Source organism: Mesotoga infera (assembly GCA_011045915.1).
Lineage (GTDB): Bacteria > Thermotogota > Thermotogae > Petrotogales > Kosmotogaceae > Mesotoga > Mesotoga infera_D.
Genome location: DSBT01000305.1, coordinates 1 through 17173 on the forward strand (window position 1 = coordinate 1; position 17173 = coordinate 17173).

Below are 17173 nucleotides of genomic sequence, written 5' to 3' on the forward strand. Positions count from 1 at the left end.
AGTCTATACCTTGTTTTCCCTTGCACCATTATACCACATTATTCGCCTGTACTTCACTATTCATGCGCTTTGTACGCTTTTTCAGGAAGCCCTATTTAGCATTGATTATATCTAGCAGTATCATGGTATCGAGTTATGCACTCTTCTCACTTATTCTCTCGAGATTTGGAATAAAAATATGATATTGCGCCTCTGCATTTGATTTGAAAGAGAAAAACACGGGGAGAAGCTCCCCGTGTTTTGTTAGAACTAAATTATATACAAATCAGAACGCGAATGCCTGTCCGTCACGCCTTGGGTCGGCTCCTCCGAAGAGTATGCCAATGTCGCGGTTGAACAGCACAGCGTGGACACCACCAAAGTAAGGATCGTAATCCTCTCTGACAGTTATCTGGTGTCCCATTTCCAGCAGTTTGTTGTAAGCGTTGATAGAGATCCTGCCTTCGATGGACATCGCACCGGACTGGCTCCTGTAAACTCTTGGGGCAAGTATTGCTGTCTGGATTGGCATTCCATGATCAATTACGTTGCTAATGACCTGGGCGACAGTCGTTATTATTCTTGTGGCCCCGGGAGAACCGATCGTCATGTAGGGCTTGCCCTCGGGATCAAGAACGAGAGTCGGACTCATACTGCTTAACGGTCTCTTTCCGGGTTCGACCGAGTTTGCCGAACCGGGGGTCTTTACAAAGTCGTCCATGTGGTTATTCATGATTATTCCGGTTCCAGGTACCACAACTCCCGAACCAAAGAAGTAATTGATTGACTTTGTCATCGCAACCATGTTACCGTCTTTGTCCATGACCGAAAGATGGGTGGTGCTACCACTTTCGTACTGCCAGGGATCGCCGGCACTTACAGATTCAAGCGGCTTTGTCATATCGATTTTCTCTGCAAGAGTCTTCGCGTACTCTTTGGAAGTCAGGCCAACTAGCGGCACATCAACAAATGCGGTGTCGGCCATATATCTCGATCTGTCGGCGAAGATCATCTTCAGCGCTTCGGACCAGAGATGGAGAGTCTCAACTGTATTGTCTCCCATCGCCGCAATGTCGAAGTTCTCCATTATGTTCAGGAGCTCGATTATGTGGGTACCTCCGGAACTTGCAGGCGGTACAGAGAGAATTGTATAACCTCTGTACGTTCCGACTACCGGCTTTCTGATCTGAAGGTCATAATTTGCAAGATCCTCAAGAGTAAGGACTCCGCCCCTCTTCTGAACCTCGGCAGCTATCTTCTCGGCAATGTCGCCCTTGTAGAAGCCGTCTACACCCTTTTCAGCAATTATTCTCAGAGTGTCTGCAAGATCCTTGAGAACGATTGTCTCTCCAATCTCGTATGGCAGTCCGCCATCCTTCAAATATAGATCTACACCGTTCTCCATTGCAACTATCTTGTCGTAGTTGCTGTTAATTATGTCGTACAGGTTTACAGTTACGAGAATTCCCTTTTCGGCCCATTCAATTGATGGCTGAATCACCTGAGCTCTTGACATAGTTCCAAAATGCTCGAGTGCGTAAAGTAGGCCTGCTACTTCGCCGGGTACTCCGACTGCCTTACCGCCGACGTTGCTTTCCTGGTTAATAACTCTGTTGTTGGCGTCGAGATTGAAGAAAGTAGGTCCGGCCGCTGAAGGAGCTGTCTCTCTGAAGTCGATTACTATGGCTTCATCCATGTCGGCGAGCTTGATGATCATGAAGCCGCCTCCGCCCAATCCCGAAGCGTTAGGTTCGAGTACTCCAAGAGCGAAAGCGGTAGCTATGGCTGCATCTACGGCATTTCCACCCATCTCTAGTATCTTGACTCCAACCTCCGAAGCCTCTGGTTTCGCTGCCGCAACAACACCATTTCTTCCTTCTGCGTCTCTTGAGTAAAGATTGAGCGGATGCGCTGCAAACATAATAACAACCATTACGGCCATGATTACAGATAATATAGCTTTTCTCACATTTCCCCCTCCTTTTTAGAGATAAAAAAGATATTAAAATTATATCATCTGACTTCCACCTTTCCGGTCAATTATCAAAATATAAATTCCTGCTTGTCGATGAAAGGCTCCAAACATTGATTGATTCTCTCAAGACCAAGTTATCTCCCTGGGTGATCTCTTATATGCACGCAATTAGACTCATTGGAAACTCATGTTCGCATTCTTCGAATCCGAAAAGAGACTATGTTCCTGAAAGCATGGAAAAGAGCGATCTACTGGCAGTATTAGGCGCTCTTACGAATTTGCTCTCTTTGTGGCAAAACATAAGAGAGCGGAATTCGCAGAAACAGTAATTTGAACAAAAACAGTGAACAAAAATAGGGTCAACAAAAATAGGGTCAGACTCCATTTTTCGCGGTCAACAAAAATAGGGTCAGACTCCATTTTTCGCTGCAGCGAGCAGTACAAAGAGATCGTTGAGAGATCGAAAACAGAAACAGGCTAGGAGGCAACGCCATGGAATTTAAAAGGGCGGAATTGGAAGTTGCTGGAGACCCAAGCGCAGCTATAGTAAAAGTTGCAACTGCTTAACTGAAGAAAAGAGAAATTCACTTCTAAGCGCCAGTCTCAGCAATTTTGCGTACGTTATAAGCAGTCTATTTTCATGAATTGGAATTTTCTTCTTTCAGATAGTTGGTTCGTTTCATTGGTGAACTATTCAGATCATATCTAATAAATATGTCAATAAGCTGATATAATTGACGTAATTAATAGATATGGTTGGAGGTGTTTATGCAGGATTTTGAAAGAGAAATCTCCGATCTTGCCGATGAATCGGGACTTATTACAAGGCGCAAGCTTCTCGCTTATCTGGCGAGGATCTTCCCGAAGGATTCTGAGCAACGCCTTGACTGGCGCATAAATTCACTCAAGAAAATCGGTTTGCTTAGCTCCGCGGGCTGGGGAATCTACAGGATAGATAACCTTGCCGTGTCTGACTTGAAGATTGATGGGATGAAAGGGAGTTTTCTAAGGCTGTCGGATATTAGGGAACCAAGTGAATTGGCAAGTGTTAGTGGTACTGCCCAATCCTTGGAGAAGATGGGGATGATTTCTAGAATTGCCAAGGGTGTTTTCAGTACCGAGGTGAAACCGACCTTCCTTCCATCTATATCTGATGAACTTAAGGATTTATGGACTTCTCTGGCCGGGGAGTTTCCTTATCTTGGAATCTGTTTGACAAATTCATACTGGATAAACTCCTTCATATCGCAGCAGGCAGCCGGCAGGAGATTTGTTGTCGAGTGTGAAAAGGGCGCCGAAGAATCGGTATTCGATTTTCTTTCAGTCCGTTATGACAATGTGCTGCTCAAACCATCTGAAAGAGATATGCGCCTCTATGGATCGGGCTTACCGGAACTCGTAATAGTCAAGAACCTAGTCACGCAATCTCCGATTACGTCGGTAGAAGATGTTCCTATTTCATCCCTTGAAAAGATTCTTGTGGATGTGTTTTGCGATGAACAGATCTATGACTATATTCAGGGAGATATGACGGTAGAGCTTTTCGAAGAGGCCTTTGAAAGGTTCGCTATAGATCAAAGCGTGCTTAGGAGATATGCTTCAAGAAGAGGAAGGTGGAGAAGAATAAGGAAGTTTGTGACCGACAATATTGGCGAGGTGTGGGTATTGTGATTGACAACGCTTCTCTTGAACGCGAATGGATAATGAAACTGAGAAACGAGAGATTCCCCAAAAGAGATCCAGGCATAATCGAAAAGGTTATTTACGCCTTCTCTCTTCTCGAGAAGCTTTCTTATTCGGGTCAGACTCCAATTTTTACGTGAAGTGCCCGTTCTCCAAAAGAGGTTTATAGAGTACTTATACTAAACAACGTTCGACAAATCTGCTATTTCAGAGAACTTTGCTTAAAACAACTGCAAAATGGATCGTTCACAAAGGTCTGCGTCCTAATCAAATCCCCCAGTTCTTACTTTGCCGAGAAAAAGGGCTGGACTAAGCAATGGACTTCTCTGCAATCCTCTTTCTGTTAACTCGACGCTCCCAACAGCAGAGTAATAACTGCAATTACCGAACTGATGACAGAAGCAATTACATAACCTCTCCAAGTATTGCAGGCTATTCGGTTAGAATATGCAAATGAATATGCTTCCTCATAGGCGGCGATTGCTTCAAGATCATTTGTAAGACTGTTGATATAAGCAACCCTTTTTGCAGGAAGAGATGTCGAACCAGTATTCATAACCAGTGCAGACAGAGATCCCAGAATCACAGCCCCAAAGAAGCCGGTATTATCTGCATCTTTTAATCCGTGATAGTGTCCCAAAGACATTGCATCATACATAGTAAAACCCGCTGCCATGCTTCCAGCTAGAAGAGTTACCAAAAGCATTACCGAAAGAACTTTTCTCATTTTGAACCTCCTTTTGTCCTAAAGCTTCCCAACTGTTCTGTGCCATGTTTTGGAGGGCTATGTGATCAGGTAGGACTTCCAGGATGAAACGATCGGAAACAGAAGCATCTCAATTGATGTGAAAATAGACGTCCGCATCAAATCTGCAGTAATCGTCATAACCATCCCAATTAGTATCTACCCATCCGTAATCAGTATTGTCAATCACGACACGATAAGTTCCTCCAGGCGACATTGCACTGGGATACAATGTGTAATTGCCTGAATAGAGAGTGAAGTGATCAACAACACTCACTACTTTCGAATTCACGAAGTTATTGAACTGAGTTTGAGTCATTATCCATACTTCAAAACCATAGCTGGGTGCTGTAGAGCAATTGACAGTGATCTTTACATTATCGCAGTTGTAACCCGGGTAAAGCGAATTAAGAATAAGTGTAGTAATGCTCCGAAAGTATATAATGCTGCCAATAATCCTTCAGAACCCATTGCCCTTGGTCCACAGGAGGAGTAACTATGCATCCTGATAGTAGGATACTCATAACGATCAGTAGCCCAAGAAGTCCCTTAATCCATTTACGCAAGACTAACACCCCCTAATTTCGTTGAAATCCCGAATCTTCGGTTAAGCAATTGTTATATGTATTTCAAATTAAATCATAGCACCGTCACTTCAAATTTTATTGTCGTTAATATTGTCTCGTGGGATAAAATCTTTAAGAGAGCGAATTCCTACAATAACCTTGAATCTAGTTTTGCCATTTTGAATTCAGTGTAACAAAGACTATGATATTGTTGATGACAAAAAGGGAGTGACGCAAATTAAAATAAATAGGGTCAGACTCCGATTTTCCCATTAAGAAGAGAAATCGCAGACCAAAATCTGTGAGGGTTTTCTTCATAAAATAGGGTCCATAAAATAGGGTCAGACTCCTATTTTTTGAAGTCCGAATCGACCATATGCTGTTGGCCAAGATAGTCGGCGAATCCGACCTTTTCGGGATTGTAAGGCCCCGGATCCACCGACTCATAAGAATAAGGAGTTATCTGAATCCACTCGCTGAAAAACGGGTAATCAAGATCGAGACAATAATATGTAAGCGCGTCGTGGCCGTCCATCGATTATGCCTTTATTACCCAGGCGCTTTCTCTGGAGAAGTAGAGCTCAGTATCCCTTCCAACGACCGGCAGTTTTCTTTCGATGGGATTGAAGGTAACGGCGTTTATCCTCTTTCCGTCAGGCAGTTCAAGTTCATATTCGACATTGGAACCGAGAAAGACAAACTTCAAGACCTTTCCGTTCAGGATGTTTATCCTGTCTTCCTTTCTGTCGGAAAGCGATTCCGGCCGCAGAACGACCTTGACTTCATTTCCCGGCGACATTTCCGATCCCTTCTTTCCAATTAGTCTCTCTCCCGTTGACCTGACAGAGACCGTTACCGTATCTCCATCTACGGAATCGACTACTGCGTCGATGAAGTTCACCCGACCTATGAAGTCGGCGACAAAGCTGTTCGTAGGTCGGGCGTATATGTCGAAGGGGCTTCCGATTTGCATTACCTTTCCTTCGTTCATTACCACGATTGTGTCCGAGATGCTCATGGCCTCTACTTGATCGTGTGTCACATAGACGCTCGTTATATTAACCTCCTGCTGTATTCTTCTTATCTCAAGCCTCATAGATTCTCTGAGCTTCGCGTCGAGATTAGACAAAGGTTCATCGAAGAGCAGAACGCTGGGCTCCATTACCAGGCTTCTTGCGAGAGCCACTCTCTGCTGCTGACCGCCGGAAAGCTGGTCCGGTCTTCTCTTCTCCAGACCCTTCAAACCGACGAGGTCGGTCATTTCGCGCATCTTCCTCTTCATCTGTGCGCGATCTAGCCTCTTCAGTTTCAAGCCGAAAGCGATGTTTTCTTCAACTGTCAGATGAGGAATGAGCGCATAACTCTGGAAGACCATCGATATGTTTCTCCTGTTAGGGGGAAGATTGGTAACGTCTTTCTCGTCGAGAATCACTCTTCCGTTCGTCGGGATCTCGAATCCCGCGATTATTCTGAGAGTTGTTGTCTTCCCACAGCCCGAGGGACCGAGGAGCGTTACTAGTTGCCCCTTTTCTATCGATTGATCGAAGTTGTCTACCGCAACTGTCTCCACGCCGTAGCTCGTGAAGACCTTTCTAACGTTCTTTAGAATCAAACTCATAACATCTCACCCCTGTCCCATACTGCTGCCGCCGGAAAGACTGACCTTGTTTTTCAGGAAGATCTTCAACACGAATATGAACCCCATTATCATTGCTATCAGAAGAACTGAAAATGCACAGGCTTCTGAAAGCCGTCCCGAATCGCTCTGGCTGAGAATCTGAACAGTGATGAGATTCCACCGTGCCGAAACCAGGAAGATTGCCGCGCTTATAGCCGTCATCGCACGGACAAAGGCGAAGACGAGCGCCGAGAAGAACGCCGGTATGATTAACGGTAGGGTCACTTTAATGAAGACCTGCCGATTGTCCGCTCCCAGCGTATAGGCAGCCTCTTCTATCGCCGGGTCGACCTGGTTAAGAAGGGCGACACCTGATTGAATCCCCACCGGTATGTATCTGAACACGAAGTTCAGCACAAGTATCGCCAGAGTTCCGGTGAGCAAAAACGGCCTGCTGTTGAAGGCCAGTATATACCCGATACCTATGACCGTTCCGGGAACGGCAAAACTGAGAAGCGATGTGAACTCCATTAACCTTCTTCCGGGAAATACCTTTCTGACCGGAAGGAAGGCAATTATCATGCCCAGCACTGCAGATATCGGCGTAGATGTGAAGGCTATTATGAGGGTGTCTCTTATAGCCTTAGAGCCAACGTCGAACACATACCTGAAGTTCTCCAGCGTAAGTGTGTTATTCATTCCCCAGGCTTTCACGAAGGCACCCCAGAAGATCGTAGCGTAGATGGTCAGGGTAAAGACGGCCATTAGCATGCAGAGAGAGAAAGGTATCCATTTCACGGGCTTGTTGACGCTCTTCAAGACAGATGTGGTCGGCTTGCCGGTAACAGTTACGTACTTCTTCTTTCCTACCCAGTACTTCTGAATGATAAAGGCGACTATCGATGGGAACAGCAACCACACGGCGAGCGCGGCTCCGCCTCTGGTATCGTACATACCGGTAATCTGCAGATATGCCTGGACCGATAACACGGGAAACTTGCTTCCGGCAAGTATCAAGGGATTTCCAAAATCGGCGAGCGATTCGATGAACAACACCAGCATCGTACTAGCTATACCCGGAACTGACATTGGAAGGATAACCTTACGGAAGGCCTGCCAGCGGTTTGCGCCGAGGTTGAACGCCGCGTCTTCGAGAGTGGGGCTTATTGTTCCGATGACTCCGTCAAGCGTGATGAAAGCGACAGGGAAGAAACAGACCACCTGTGCCATCATCAAGCCCCACAATCCATAGACCGGAAAGTTTCTAATGCCGAAGATACCGGCGGTGATGAGTCCGTTGAAGCCGAAAAGCATTATTATGGACAGGGCACCTATAAATGGAGGAAAGACTATGGGTAGAACTGCCACAGTCTTGAAGAAGCGCTTGAAGGGTATATCCGTCCTGTTGACGGTATAGGCAAAGAGATAACCTATAAGCATTCCGAAGAATGCAGTAAGACCTGCTACTAGAAGACTGTTGTAGAAACCCTGCCTCATATACCTGTTTGAGAAGGCCTTGCTGTAAGCGCTCAGGTCAAACTCTCCCTGCCTGTTCGTAAGGCTGGCAGAGAATACTTTGAAAATCGGGTAGATTATAAATATCGCCAACGCGGCGAAGATCAGGAGTATCAACAAAAGCAAGAAAGGATCTTTCAGAAGATTGAGCAACCTATTCTTTGTCTCTTCACCCTTGAAAGCCACGAGCGGAACCTCCTAGCAAAGAGGGGGATTTCTCCCCCTCATGAGAAGTATATCAATCGTCAGTAAGGAAGAACCTCATTGACCCATCTCTCGATAAGCCTTGTCTTGTTTTCAGCTGCCCACGCAGGATCCACAGGAAGCAATTTAATAGTTGAAAGAGGTTGAAGTGTCCCGAAATCGACGTCGGATCTTATCGGGTAGAAGTAAGTCTGCTGATTTACTACCTGCTGCTGACCGGCCTTTGAAACTACCCAGTCAACGAGTTTCTGGGCATCGGCAAGATTCTTTGCGCCTTTCAGTATAGAAACGGAAGCGACTTCGTAGGGTACTCCCTCTTTCGGGAAGACAACATCCACCGGATAACCCTGCTCCATAAACTGGAAGAAGGCCGGAGTGAACTGAATACCCATCGCTACCTGACCGGGGCCGACGGCTTTGGAGGGACCGGTACCGCTCTGTGTGTAGGTCTGTATATTTGGAACGAGCTTTCTCAGATACTCGATTGCCCCATCCTCCCCATAGATCTGCACGAGTCCGGTTATTAGACTGTAGGCGGTTCCCGAAGACTGGGGATTGGGATACTGAATCATCCTGCTGTATGCGGGCTTCAGAAGATCTTCCCAGGTTTCCGGTACTGGAGCTTTGATCTGCTGTAGAACGGTCTTGTTGATTCCAACTCCCAGCGGATTCATGTAGATCGGATGATAGAAACCATCAATGTCATAGAATTCCGGCAGAACTCCGTACACTGAGAGCGTCTTGTAAGCTTGTGTGAGGCCGCGTTCTTTGGCTATTATGTGGTTTTCCAGCGGGGCGCCAAACCAGACGTCTGCCTGGGGATTGTTTATCTCAGCCTCGATCCTTGCAAGTGCGGGACCGGAAGAGAGGAAGACAAAGTCGACTTTTATTCCGGTTTCAGCGACAAAGGCATTTAGAATCTTGCGCGCGTTCGCCTCGTCAACACTAGAATAAACAACTAGATTTGCGAAGAGACCAACGGCGAAGACTAAAGAAAGAAGCAAAACAAGAATGCGTTTCATACTTACACTTCCTATTCGTGATAGGCATATTTTACATCAATTCCAAAGGAATTTGGATTGCTTTTCTGTACCACCACGAAAGGAGCAGCAACTGTTCTGTTCTTCTAGTCTATCAATTCTTTTTTTCTGACAGTTGAGGAGCTCTCGAAAATTAGCCTGACTATTGCAATCCAGAGAGAAAACGGTGCATATTTCTCTTTATTTTCTCTCTAGAGGCTGCTATCTGGTGTGATGGTCTGATGGAATAATAGTTTCATAATGCTATCATAATGAAAAGGTTGTTTCATGGTTGGTGATCTGGTGAGTTCACAGGATCTTCTTCAGATTAAAGGACTTTCTATACACTTCAAAACGTTTTTTGGTACCGCAAGAGCGGTACGTGATCTCGATCTGAGCATAGGACACGGTGAAGTACTCGGTCTTGTGGGAGAATCGGGTTGCGGAAAGAGCATCACCGCCAGGGCAGTCATGGGGCTTCTTAAATCGCCCCCTGCGATAATCCCCGAAGGTAGAATTCTGTACAGACAGAAACAGATCTTTCCCGGGGACCCCGAAGTAATGAGAAGGATTCGGGGAAAAGAGATATCCATGATCTTCCAGGAACCCATGACTTCCCTCAACCCGGTATTTCGTGTCGGTAAGCAAGTTGTCGAAGTTATGCAGGCACATAACTATGGTGATCGCGACTCTCTGAGAGAAAGGGCGATAGGGCTATTCAAGGCGGTGGGTATTCCCGAACCGGAAAAGAGGTTCGATGCGTATCCACACCAGCTTTCCGGCGGACTCAGGCAAAGGGTTATGATCTCGATGGCGCTTGCATGCAAGCCCGGACTCCTAATTGCCGACGAACCGACAACTGCGTTGGACGTGACCATACAGGCTCAGATTCTAGATATTATCCTTAAGATGAGAGCCGAGTATGGAATGGCAGTTATGATAATAACGCACGATCTTGGAGTAATATCTCAACTGGCCGATCGAGTAAACGTTATGTACGCCGGAAAGATCGTAGAAGATGCCCCGGTGGGAGAGATCCTGGCCTCTCCGGCACATCCCTATACGAAGGGATTAATAGCTTCGATTCCCGATATTGAGATCCCCCACTCGAGAGATTTTCGATTAAACGCACTGAGGGGAGTCGTTCCCGAGTTATACGAAATTCCTCCCGGTTGTCCCTTCAGTAACAGATGCCCCGATGTTTTTGACGAGTGTAACTTGATCGATCCTTCTCTCGAAGAGATCTCTTCGGAACATAGGGTGGCGTGTCTTCTGTACAGCAGAGAAATGCGTGGTGGAAACTAATGACTGAAATGTTGAAAATTGAGAATCTTAGCAAGTTCTTTCCTGCTGCAAGAAAAGGGGTTTTCGGAGATCGTCGCTTCGTGAAAGCGGTGGATAGAGTGAGCTTCTCAATAGAAAACTCCGAAACGCTTGGTCTGGTTGGGGAGTCAGGGTGTGGAAAATCGACCCTGGGAAGGGCTATTCTGAAGCTTTTGGAACCTACCGGGGGAAGGATAATCTTCAACGAAGATGATATTACGAAGTTTTCGAGAAAAGAGATGAAGCCTTATCGAAGAAACATGCAGATGATCTTTCAGGATCCTTACGCTTCGCTTAATCCAAGAATGACAGTAGATAGTATTGTTGGAGAACCGCTGAAAGTCCACAGACTTTGCAAAAGTAAGAATGAAATCAGTGAAAGGATCAGAGAGCTATTGCAGGTTGTCGGTCTCCCTACGTCTGCTGCAAAGAGATACCCGGGCGAGTTTTCCGGTGGTCAAAGGCAGAGGATAATGATTGCCAGAATACTGTCTACAAATCCAGCTCTGGTGATATGCGATGAAGCCGTGTCTGCTTTAGATGTCTCGATACAATCACAGATATTGAACCTTCTCGCAGATCTTAGAGAAGAGTTCAGCATGACATACATCTTTATTTCTCACGATCTCGGAGTGGTAAAGTTTATAAGCGATCGGATCGCCGTTATGTACTTGGGAAGGATCGTCGAAATGGATGAGACAAACGATCTCTATTCGAATCCGTTACACCCTTACACGAAGAGTCTGCTGAGCTCAATACCGAGCATCAAATCCAGTTCCGAATTGAAGGTTTTGAAGGGGGAAACTCCCTCTCCAATAGAAACACCGACTGGCTGTTACTTTCATCCCAGATGCAATTTCGTAATGGATGTCTGTCGTAGAGACACGCCAGAGTTAAGAGATGTCGGAGATGGTCATCTTGTTGCCTGCCATCTGATGGAGGTTTGATATGGTCCTTACGAAGATTTCCGAAATGCTCAACCAGTTTTCCCCTGCGAATCTAAAGATCGCCAACTATATTCTCGGAAACTATTCGGAAATAGGGTTCATTTCGGTAGAAGATCTCAGCAATCATTCAGGTGTCAGCAAAGCTTCGGTAGTGCGTTTCGCAAGAATTGTCGGCTATTCGGGCTTCGATGAACTGAAGAAAGCTATACAGAGCGAATTGCGCAAAAAGCTTTCACCATACGAGAAGATAGCTATTACGGATCTGGACAGACGCTCTTTGCAAAAGCAGCTCGAAGAACTCTCCCGGAACGAGATTAATAATCTGCGTAAGACACTGGATTCACTCACACCCGAAGAGGCCATCAAGTGGGTTGAAGCTATAATAGAGGCACAGCACATCTATCTGGCGGGCTTCGGTGCAACTAGATTCGTAATCTCTCTGTTGAGTTATGCCCTCGCGACATTCCAGAGCAAACCATTATGGATGTTGACCGGTTCCGTGTCAGACTTTTCGCCAAGAGTGAAACACATGGAGTCAAAGGACCTGCTCATAATAATGACATTCCCCCCTTATTCAAAAGAATTTGAATACGTCGTAAGCGTTGCCAGAAAGAAAGGTACGAAGATCCTTCTTGCCTGTGATTCACCTCAGTGTCCGGTCTTTCCTTACGCTTACTCCGCGGTAATTTGTGAGAGCAATTCTCTTCTTCTAAACAATTCCTTCGTTGGTCCTATCGCTCTGATACAGATTATAAGCAACTTTTTACTGTTGCGGGAGAAAAAGACCGGGATGAAAGAGATGAAAGAGATCTGGAACGTTGAATTAGAGGGATATAAATATATCGCAAAGGAAGGAGGCGAGGAAGAGTGAAGATATTCATATCTACGGATATGGAGGGCGTATCGGGAGTTGTTTCCTGGAATGAAATGGAGTCAACAACCGCGGGCTTCTGGACGGGTACTCTCGACCGTGAACTCAACTGGCTTGTCGAAGAACTGAGAAACTCGGAGCTGAATCCGATGATCGAAGAGATAGTTATCTGCGATTCACATGCAAGGGGAGAAAACCTCAAGTATGGCTCGATAGAAGACAGTAGAGTCAGCTGGATCAGAGGCTATCCAAGACCCTGGTATATGATGGAAGGCCTGGATAGCTCCTTCGACCTGGTGATGCTGATCGGCTATCATGCGAGAATCGGTTCCTGGCATGGGGGTATGGACCACTCGTACTCAGGGTCTTCGATTTACAACATAAGGCTTAACGGAAGAGAAGTCGGCGAGACAGAGATCAATTCTTACTATGCTGGCTGGAAAGGTGTTCCTGTCGCGCTGGTTTCAGGCGATGATATTCTCGAAAAGCAGCTGTCGGGTTTTATAGATGTGCCTTTTGTGAGAACTAAGGAAGGAATCGGACGTTTTTCGGCAAAGGTATATCATCCCGAAGTCGTTCGCCAGAACTATACCGGAGGCGTGAAACAGCTTGTGAAAAAACTCCCGGCGATCTCTCCACTGAAACCCGAGAAGCAAACAACTCTTGAGATTGATCTTTTCACGACTGCGATTGCCGACGCCGTGTCGATCGTGCCGGACCTCGAGAGAGTCTCCGGTAGAACGGTCAGGTATGTTTCACAAGACTACGGGAACATCCTCAAGATGATCCTGACAGTCGCGATGATCGGCGGAAGATTCGCAAATTACAAATGAGCCCAATTGGGCAATAGATTAGGAGGGATTGCAATGAAAAGAAAGCTAGCAGTACTGGTGATGTTGATTCTTGCTACTCTGACCTTACTAGGTGTGACAACCGATGGCGTTCTAACGATAGCCGTCGAAAAGGATGCGAGGTCGCTTGACCCGATTGTAGTGGGCGATAACGCTTCGTTCCAGATGTATATTCAAGTATTCGATCCACTTGTGAGCGTAACTCCGAACCTCGAGATCGTACCCTCCCTTGCAACCTGGGAAACGGAAGACTCTCAGACATGGGTCTTTCACATACGCGAGGGAATCAAGTTTCACAACGGTGATCTGCTAACCGCCGATGATGTTGTGTACACTTTCAAGACCGTCATGGATCCGGCAACGAGCTCGCCCAACTTTGAAAACCTGAAGATAATTAACTCTATCGAGAAACTGGATCACTACACCGTCAAAATAGTCCTCCAGTATCCGTTCGCGGCCTTCCTCGAAAGAGTTTTCACTCAGCCGATAGTTAACGCAAAAGTTCGTGAAGCCGATCCTACGGCCTACGGTCTGAAACCTATCGGTACAGGACCTTTCGTGGTCGAGAAGTGGGAAAAGAACAATCAGCTCGTTCTTATCAGAAATGAGAACTACTGGATGAAGTATCCTAATCTAGCAAAAGTAATTATGAAGCCGATTCCTGAACACTCAGTGGCTCTGGTGAACCTTGAATCCGGTGACGTGGATATGGTCATGTCTGTGCTTCCGGATGACTTCGATAGAATCAGGAAGAACCAGAAACTCGAACTCCAGATCGTTCCAGCTCTAAATTACTACTATCTCGCCTTCAACGTTGCAAACACTCCAGTGAGTGATATAAATGTGAGAAAGGCTATCTACATGGGAGTCGATATGAACGCCATAGTAAAAGCCGTTCTGGGCGAAGCTGGCGTTAGAGCTCAATCCTCTCTGTCTCCCTCATCGTGGGCTTATAACAAAGAAGTAGAAAAGTACGCTCTCACGTACAATCCGACTGAAGCGATAAAGTTACTGAAAGAGGCCGGATACGCAAACGGCTTTGAAATAACCATATACACCCCACAGGACACTTACAGAAGAAAGATCGCCGAGCTAATGCAGATACAGCTCGCCGCAATAGGTATAAAGGCTAGAGTCGAATCGCTTGAATGGGCATCGTATCTGCCACTTATAGACGTTGGAAAGTGCAGTATGTATATGATGGGCTGGAACTGGCTTACAGATCCGGACGGTCTTATATACGATATACATCACTCGCAGATCGATGCATGGAAAACCGGTGCCAGTTCATACAACGGAACGAGATTCTACTCCGAAGTAGTCGATAAGGCTCTGGAAGATGCGAGAAAGATCTCCGATCCCGCGCAGCGAAAGATCCTTTACGGTACGGTTCAAGACGTCATATTCAGCAACTACGTGCACATTCCACTCTTCCACAGAGTCTCCATGACTGCTATAAACAAGCGGGTCAAAGGATACGTAACCAATGCTATTGAATACACGTTCCTTTGCACACCGGAGACAAATGTCTGGGTAGAGAACTAAAGCGGCAAGTTTCAAATCCGGGGGTCTATACGACCCCCGTTTTCGGGGTGTGAAGTATGCTCAGGTTCTTTCTGAGGAGATTATTTCTCTTACTGTTCGTGGTCTTCGGAGTTATGTTACTTGTATTTGTTGTAGGACGTTTGATACCCGGAGATCCGGCAAGGGTAATGCTCGGCGAAAGAGCTACGGCCGAGATGGTTCAGAATATGAGGATCAAACTGGGACTGGACAAACCGGTAGTGGTTCAGTTTGGAATATACCTTGGCAATGTCCTGCGTGGAGACCTTGGAAACTCCATAACCCAGTTTGTACCGGTCTCATCTATAATAAAGGCTCATATTCTACCCACAATCGAACTCACTCTTATGAGTACTCTCTGGGCGATAGTACTTGGAATTCCTATCGGCATTCTCGCCGCGGTTAAAAAAGATACTGCCTTTGACTATATCTCGATGGGAGTAGCTCTATTCGGAGTTTCAATGCCTGTCTTCTGGATAGGCCTTATACTAATAATAGTCTTCTCAGTCAATCTCGGCTGGTTTCCAGCGTCTGGAAGGACAGTAGGCCTTTTTGAAGGTTTCTGGCTGATGATCTCGGGTGGAAACTTCTCGGCTTTCGGCAAGGCTCTCAGCTGCATAGTCATGCCATCTTTCGCTCTTGGAAGTATGTACGCAGCCTTAATCGCCAGAATGGCCAGATCTAGCATGCTCGAAGTACTCGGCGAGAATTTCATAGAGACGGCCAGAGCGAAGGGCCTGCGCGAAGTGATCGTTATAAACAAACACGCGCTGAAGAATGCCCTTATACCCATAGTTACTGTTATCGGAATGCAGCTGGGCTCTCTCATGGGCGGTGCCGTGCTGACCGAAACTGTCTTTGCTTGGCCCGGAATAGGAAGAGATCTGGTCGATTCAATATTCTCGCGCGACTATCCCGTATTCCAGGGAATAATCCTCTTCACCGCAACGATCTTCGCCGTGCTCAATCTAGTCGTGGATATGATATATGTCCTGCTTGATCCAAGGATCAAGTACAATTAGAGGTGGTTTGGGATGACACAGACTGTTCCTGACAGAGAAGAGAGACAGCTTAACAGGGCATGGTATAAAACGAGAACCTTTCATCGCGCTATACACAACAGGCGTCTCGTCGCCGGTTCCGTTATGGTAGTGGCGATAATCATTGTAGCTCTCTTTGCGCCAATGATAGCCCGTGAACCTCTCTTCTCTTTCAGACTGGATGCCAGACTTGCCCAGCCTTCATGGGACGCTCCCTTTGGGAGAGATGATTTTGGGAGAGATATCTTCAGCAGAATAATACTTGGAAGTAGAGTCTCGCTCACCGTGGGGCTCCTTTCACAATTAATAGCACTTGTTGCAGGGACTATGCTGGGAGTCATTGCCGGCTACTACGGTGGAATGATAGACAACGTGATCATGAGAATCCTTGATATATTCTTTGCTTTTCCGTCTCTTCTTCTGGCCATCTCCCTGATGACAATAACAGGCGGAGGCTCGATGCAGAATGTGATAATAGCGATCGGTCTTGTCTATACACCGGCCTTTGCAAGGATAGTAAGGGGATCGACTCTCTCCGTAAAGGAAAAGGAATATATAGAATCGGCACACGCTCAGGGAATGTCCGAGGTAAGGATTATACTTCTGCACATAATCCCCAACATAATTGGACCGATAATAATATACGCCACAATGGGTATCGGGGACGCCATACTCACAGAGGCGGGGCTCAGCTTTCTGGGTCTTGGAATACAGCCTCCGACACCGTCCTGGGGAGGAATGCTATCGAACGGAAAGAACTACCTGAGTGTAGCACCATCGGAAGTCATATTTGCCGGACTGGCGATTGTAGTCGTCGTAATAGCCTTTAATACTCTTGGAGACGGACTGAGAGACTTTCTAGATCCCAGATATAACTAGGAGGAGTCTGATTTGAAAGCGATATTGATTCATGGAGGGGCCGGCAGTTTCAAGAGTGAAGAAGACTACCGGAATCACAGAAATGGACTGAGAGAAGCTATAGAGAGAGGATATACAATTCTGTTAGATAAGAACAGCGCTCTAGAGGGGGTCATCGGTGCTATCAAACTTATGGAGGAAGACCCTACTTTCAACTGCGGGAGAGGTTCGGTACTTACGCTAAAGGGAAACATAGAAATGGATGCCGCAATAATGGACAGCTATCTGAATGCGGGGGTTGTTACCGGCATTAAAGACGTGCTGCACCCGATAGAAGTGGCTCGGGCCGTTATGAGGAAAATAAATAGGGTCAGACTCCATTTTTCACTCCAAACGAGAAATCGAAGATAAAAGTC

Annotated in this window: 15 protein-coding genes and 1 pseudogene; 9 read left to right on the forward strand and 7 right to left on the reverse strand. The window is 46.3% G+C overall.

The window, feature by feature from the left end:
- Positions 1–265 precede the first annotated feature (265 nt).
- Positions 266–1921, reverse strand: coding sequence for a gamma-glutamyltransferase (gene ggt / locus ENN47_09860; protein HDP78467.1), 1656 nt, complete (start codon positions 1919–1921; stop codon positions 266–268).
- 801 nt (positions 1922–2722) lie between these two features.
- Here ggt and ENN47_09865 point away from each other — a divergent pair.
- A complete protein-coding gene (locus tag ENN47_09865) occupies positions 2723–3625 on the forward strand; it encodes a hypothetical protein (GenBank protein ID HDP78468.1) in 903 nt (300 codons plus the stop codon).
- Positions 3626–3980: 355 nt separating this feature from the next.
- On the opposite strand, the gene ENN47_09870 is transcribed toward ENN47_09865, so the two are convergent.
- The 6 genes and pseudogenes from ENN47_09870 to ENN47_09895 all read right to left on the reverse strand — a co-directional run bounded on the left by ENN47_09870 (position 3981) and on the right by ENN47_09895 (position 9307).
- Positions 3981–4364, reverse strand: coding sequence for a hypothetical protein (locus tag ENN47_09870; protein ID HDP78469.1), 384 nt, complete (start codon positions 4362–4364; stop codon positions 3981–3983).
- Between the two features lie 109 nt (positions 4365–4473).
- A pseudogene (locus ENN47_09875) lies at positions 4474–4948 on the reverse strand (hypothetical protein).
- Positions 4949–5297: 349 nt separating this feature from the next.
- Positions 5298–5483, reverse strand: a complete 186-nt coding sequence (locus ENN47_09880; protein ID HDP78470.1) for a hypothetical protein — start codon at positions 5481–5483, stop codon at positions 5298–5300.
- A 3-nt stretch (positions 5484–5486) separates the two neighbouring features.
- Positions 5487–6566: an ABC transporter ATP-binding protein gene (locus tag ENN47_09885; protein ID HDP78471.1), complete on the reverse strand. Its 1080-nt coding sequence runs from the start codon at positions 6564–6566 to the stop codon at positions 5487–5489.
- Between the two features lie 6 nt (positions 6567–6572).
- Complete coding sequence (locus ENN47_09890; GenBank protein HDP78472.1) at positions 6573–8267, reverse strand: iron ABC transporter permease; 1695 nt, start codon at positions 8265–8267, stop codon at positions 6573–6575.
- Between the two features lie 59 nt (positions 8268–8326).
- Entirely contained in the window at positions 8327–9307 is a 981-nt protein-coding gene (locus ENN47_09895; protein ID HDP78473.1) for an ABC transporter substrate-binding protein, read from the reverse strand.
- 285 nt (positions 9308–9592) lie between these two features.
- Between ENN47_09895 and ENN47_09900 the strand changes: the two genes are divergently transcribed.
- Genes ENN47_09900 through ENN47_09935 form a run of 8 tightly spaced genes read left to right on the forward strand, consistent with a single transcriptional unit; the run spans position 9593 to position 17168 of the window.
- Positions 9593–10609, forward strand: a complete 1017-nt coding sequence (locus tag ENN47_09900; protein ID HDP78474.1) for an ABC transporter ATP-binding protein — start codon at positions 9593–9595, stop codon at positions 10607–10609.
- Positions 10609–11574, forward strand: coding sequence for an ABC transporter ATP-binding protein (locus ENN47_09905; GenBank protein ID HDP78475.1), 966 nt, complete (start codon positions 10609–10611; stop codon positions 11572–11574). Before ENN47_09900 ends, ENN47_09905 begins: the two co-directional genes overlap by 1 nt.
- A 1-nt stretch (position 11575) precedes the next feature.
- On the forward strand, positions 11576–12445 hold the full coding sequence (locus ENN47_09910; GenBank protein HDP78476.1) for a MurR/RpiR family transcriptional regulator: 870 nt from the start codon (positions 11576–11578) through the stop codon (positions 12443–12445).
- Positions 12442–13278: a peptidase M55 gene (locus ENN47_09915; GenBank protein ID HDP78477.1), complete on the forward strand. Its 837-nt coding sequence runs from the start codon at positions 12442–12444 to the stop codon at positions 13276–13278. Before ENN47_09910 ends, ENN47_09915 begins: the two co-directional genes overlap by 4 nt.
- A gap of 33 nt (positions 13279–13311) precedes the next feature.
- Entirely contained in the window at positions 13312–14841 is a 1530-nt protein-coding gene (locus ENN47_09920) for an ABC transporter substrate-binding protein (GenBank protein ID HDP78478.1), read from the forward strand.
- A gap of 56 nt (positions 14842–14897) precedes the next feature.
- Positions 14898–15881 (forward strand): ABC transporter permease, encoded by a 984-nt coding sequence (locus ENN47_09925; GenBank protein ID HDP78479.1) that lies wholly within the window; start codon positions 14898–14900, stop codon positions 15879–15881.
- Between the two features lie 12 nt (positions 15882–15893).
- Positions 15894–16778, forward strand: coding sequence for an ABC transporter permease (locus tag ENN47_09930; protein ID HDP78480.1), 885 nt, complete (start codon positions 15894–15896; stop codon positions 16776–16778).
- Between the two features lie 12 nt (positions 16779–16790).
- Positions 16791–17168: a hypothetical protein gene (locus ENN47_09935; protein HDP78481.1), complete on the forward strand. Its 378-nt coding sequence runs from the start codon at positions 16791–16793 to the stop codon at positions 17166–17168.
- Positions 17169–17173 lie beyond the last annotated feature (5 nt).

Bases quoted from the DNA above. Each gene is read 5' to 3' on its own strand.
- ENN47_09865 (HDP78468.1), top strand. From the start codon at position 2,723: ATGCAGGATTTTGAAAGAGAAATCTCCGATCTTGCCGATGAATCGGGA.
- ENN47_09920 (HDP78478.1), top strand. From the start codon at position 13,312: ATGAAAAGAAAGCTAGCAGTACTGGTGATGTTGATTCTTGCTACTCTG.
- ENN47_09870 (HDP78469.1), bottom strand. From the start codon at position 4,364: ATGAGAAAAGTTCTTTCGGTAATGCTTTTGGTAACTCTTCTAGCTGGA.
- ENN47_09910 (HDP78476.1), top strand. From the start codon at position 11,576: ATGGTCCTTACGAAGATTTCCGAAATGCTCAACCAGTTTTCCCCTGCG.
- ENN47_09885 (HDP78471.1), bottom strand. From the start codon at position 6,566: ATGAGTTTGATTCTAAAGAACGTTAGAAAGGTCTTCACGAGCTACGGC.
- ENN47_09900 (HDP78474.1), top strand. From the start codon at position 9,593: ATGGTTGGTGATCTGGTGAGTTCACAGGATCTTCTTCAGATTAAAGGA.
- ENN47_09895 (HDP78473.1), bottom strand. From the start codon at position 9,307: ATGAAACGCATTCTTGTTTTGCTTCTTTCTTTAGTCTTCGCCGTTGGT.
- ENN47_09925 (HDP78479.1), top strand. From the start codon at position 14,898: ATGCTCAGGTTCTTTCTGAGGAGATTATTTCTCTTACTGTTCGTGGTC.
- ENN47_09880 (HDP78470.1), bottom strand. From the start codon at position 5,483: ATGGACGGCCACGACGCGCTTACATATTATTGTCTCGATCTTGATTAC.
- ENN47_09930 (HDP78480.1), top strand. From the start codon at position 15,894: ATGACACAGACTGTTCCTGACAGAGAAGAGAGACAGCTTAACAGGGCA.
- ggt (HDP78467.1), bottom strand. From the start codon at position 1,921: ATGGCCGTAATGGTTGTTATTATGTTTGCAGCGCATCCGCTCAATCTT.
- ENN47_09905 (HDP78475.1), top strand. From the start codon at position 10,609: ATGACTGAAATGTTGAAAATTGAGAATCTTAGCAAGTTCTTTCCTGCT.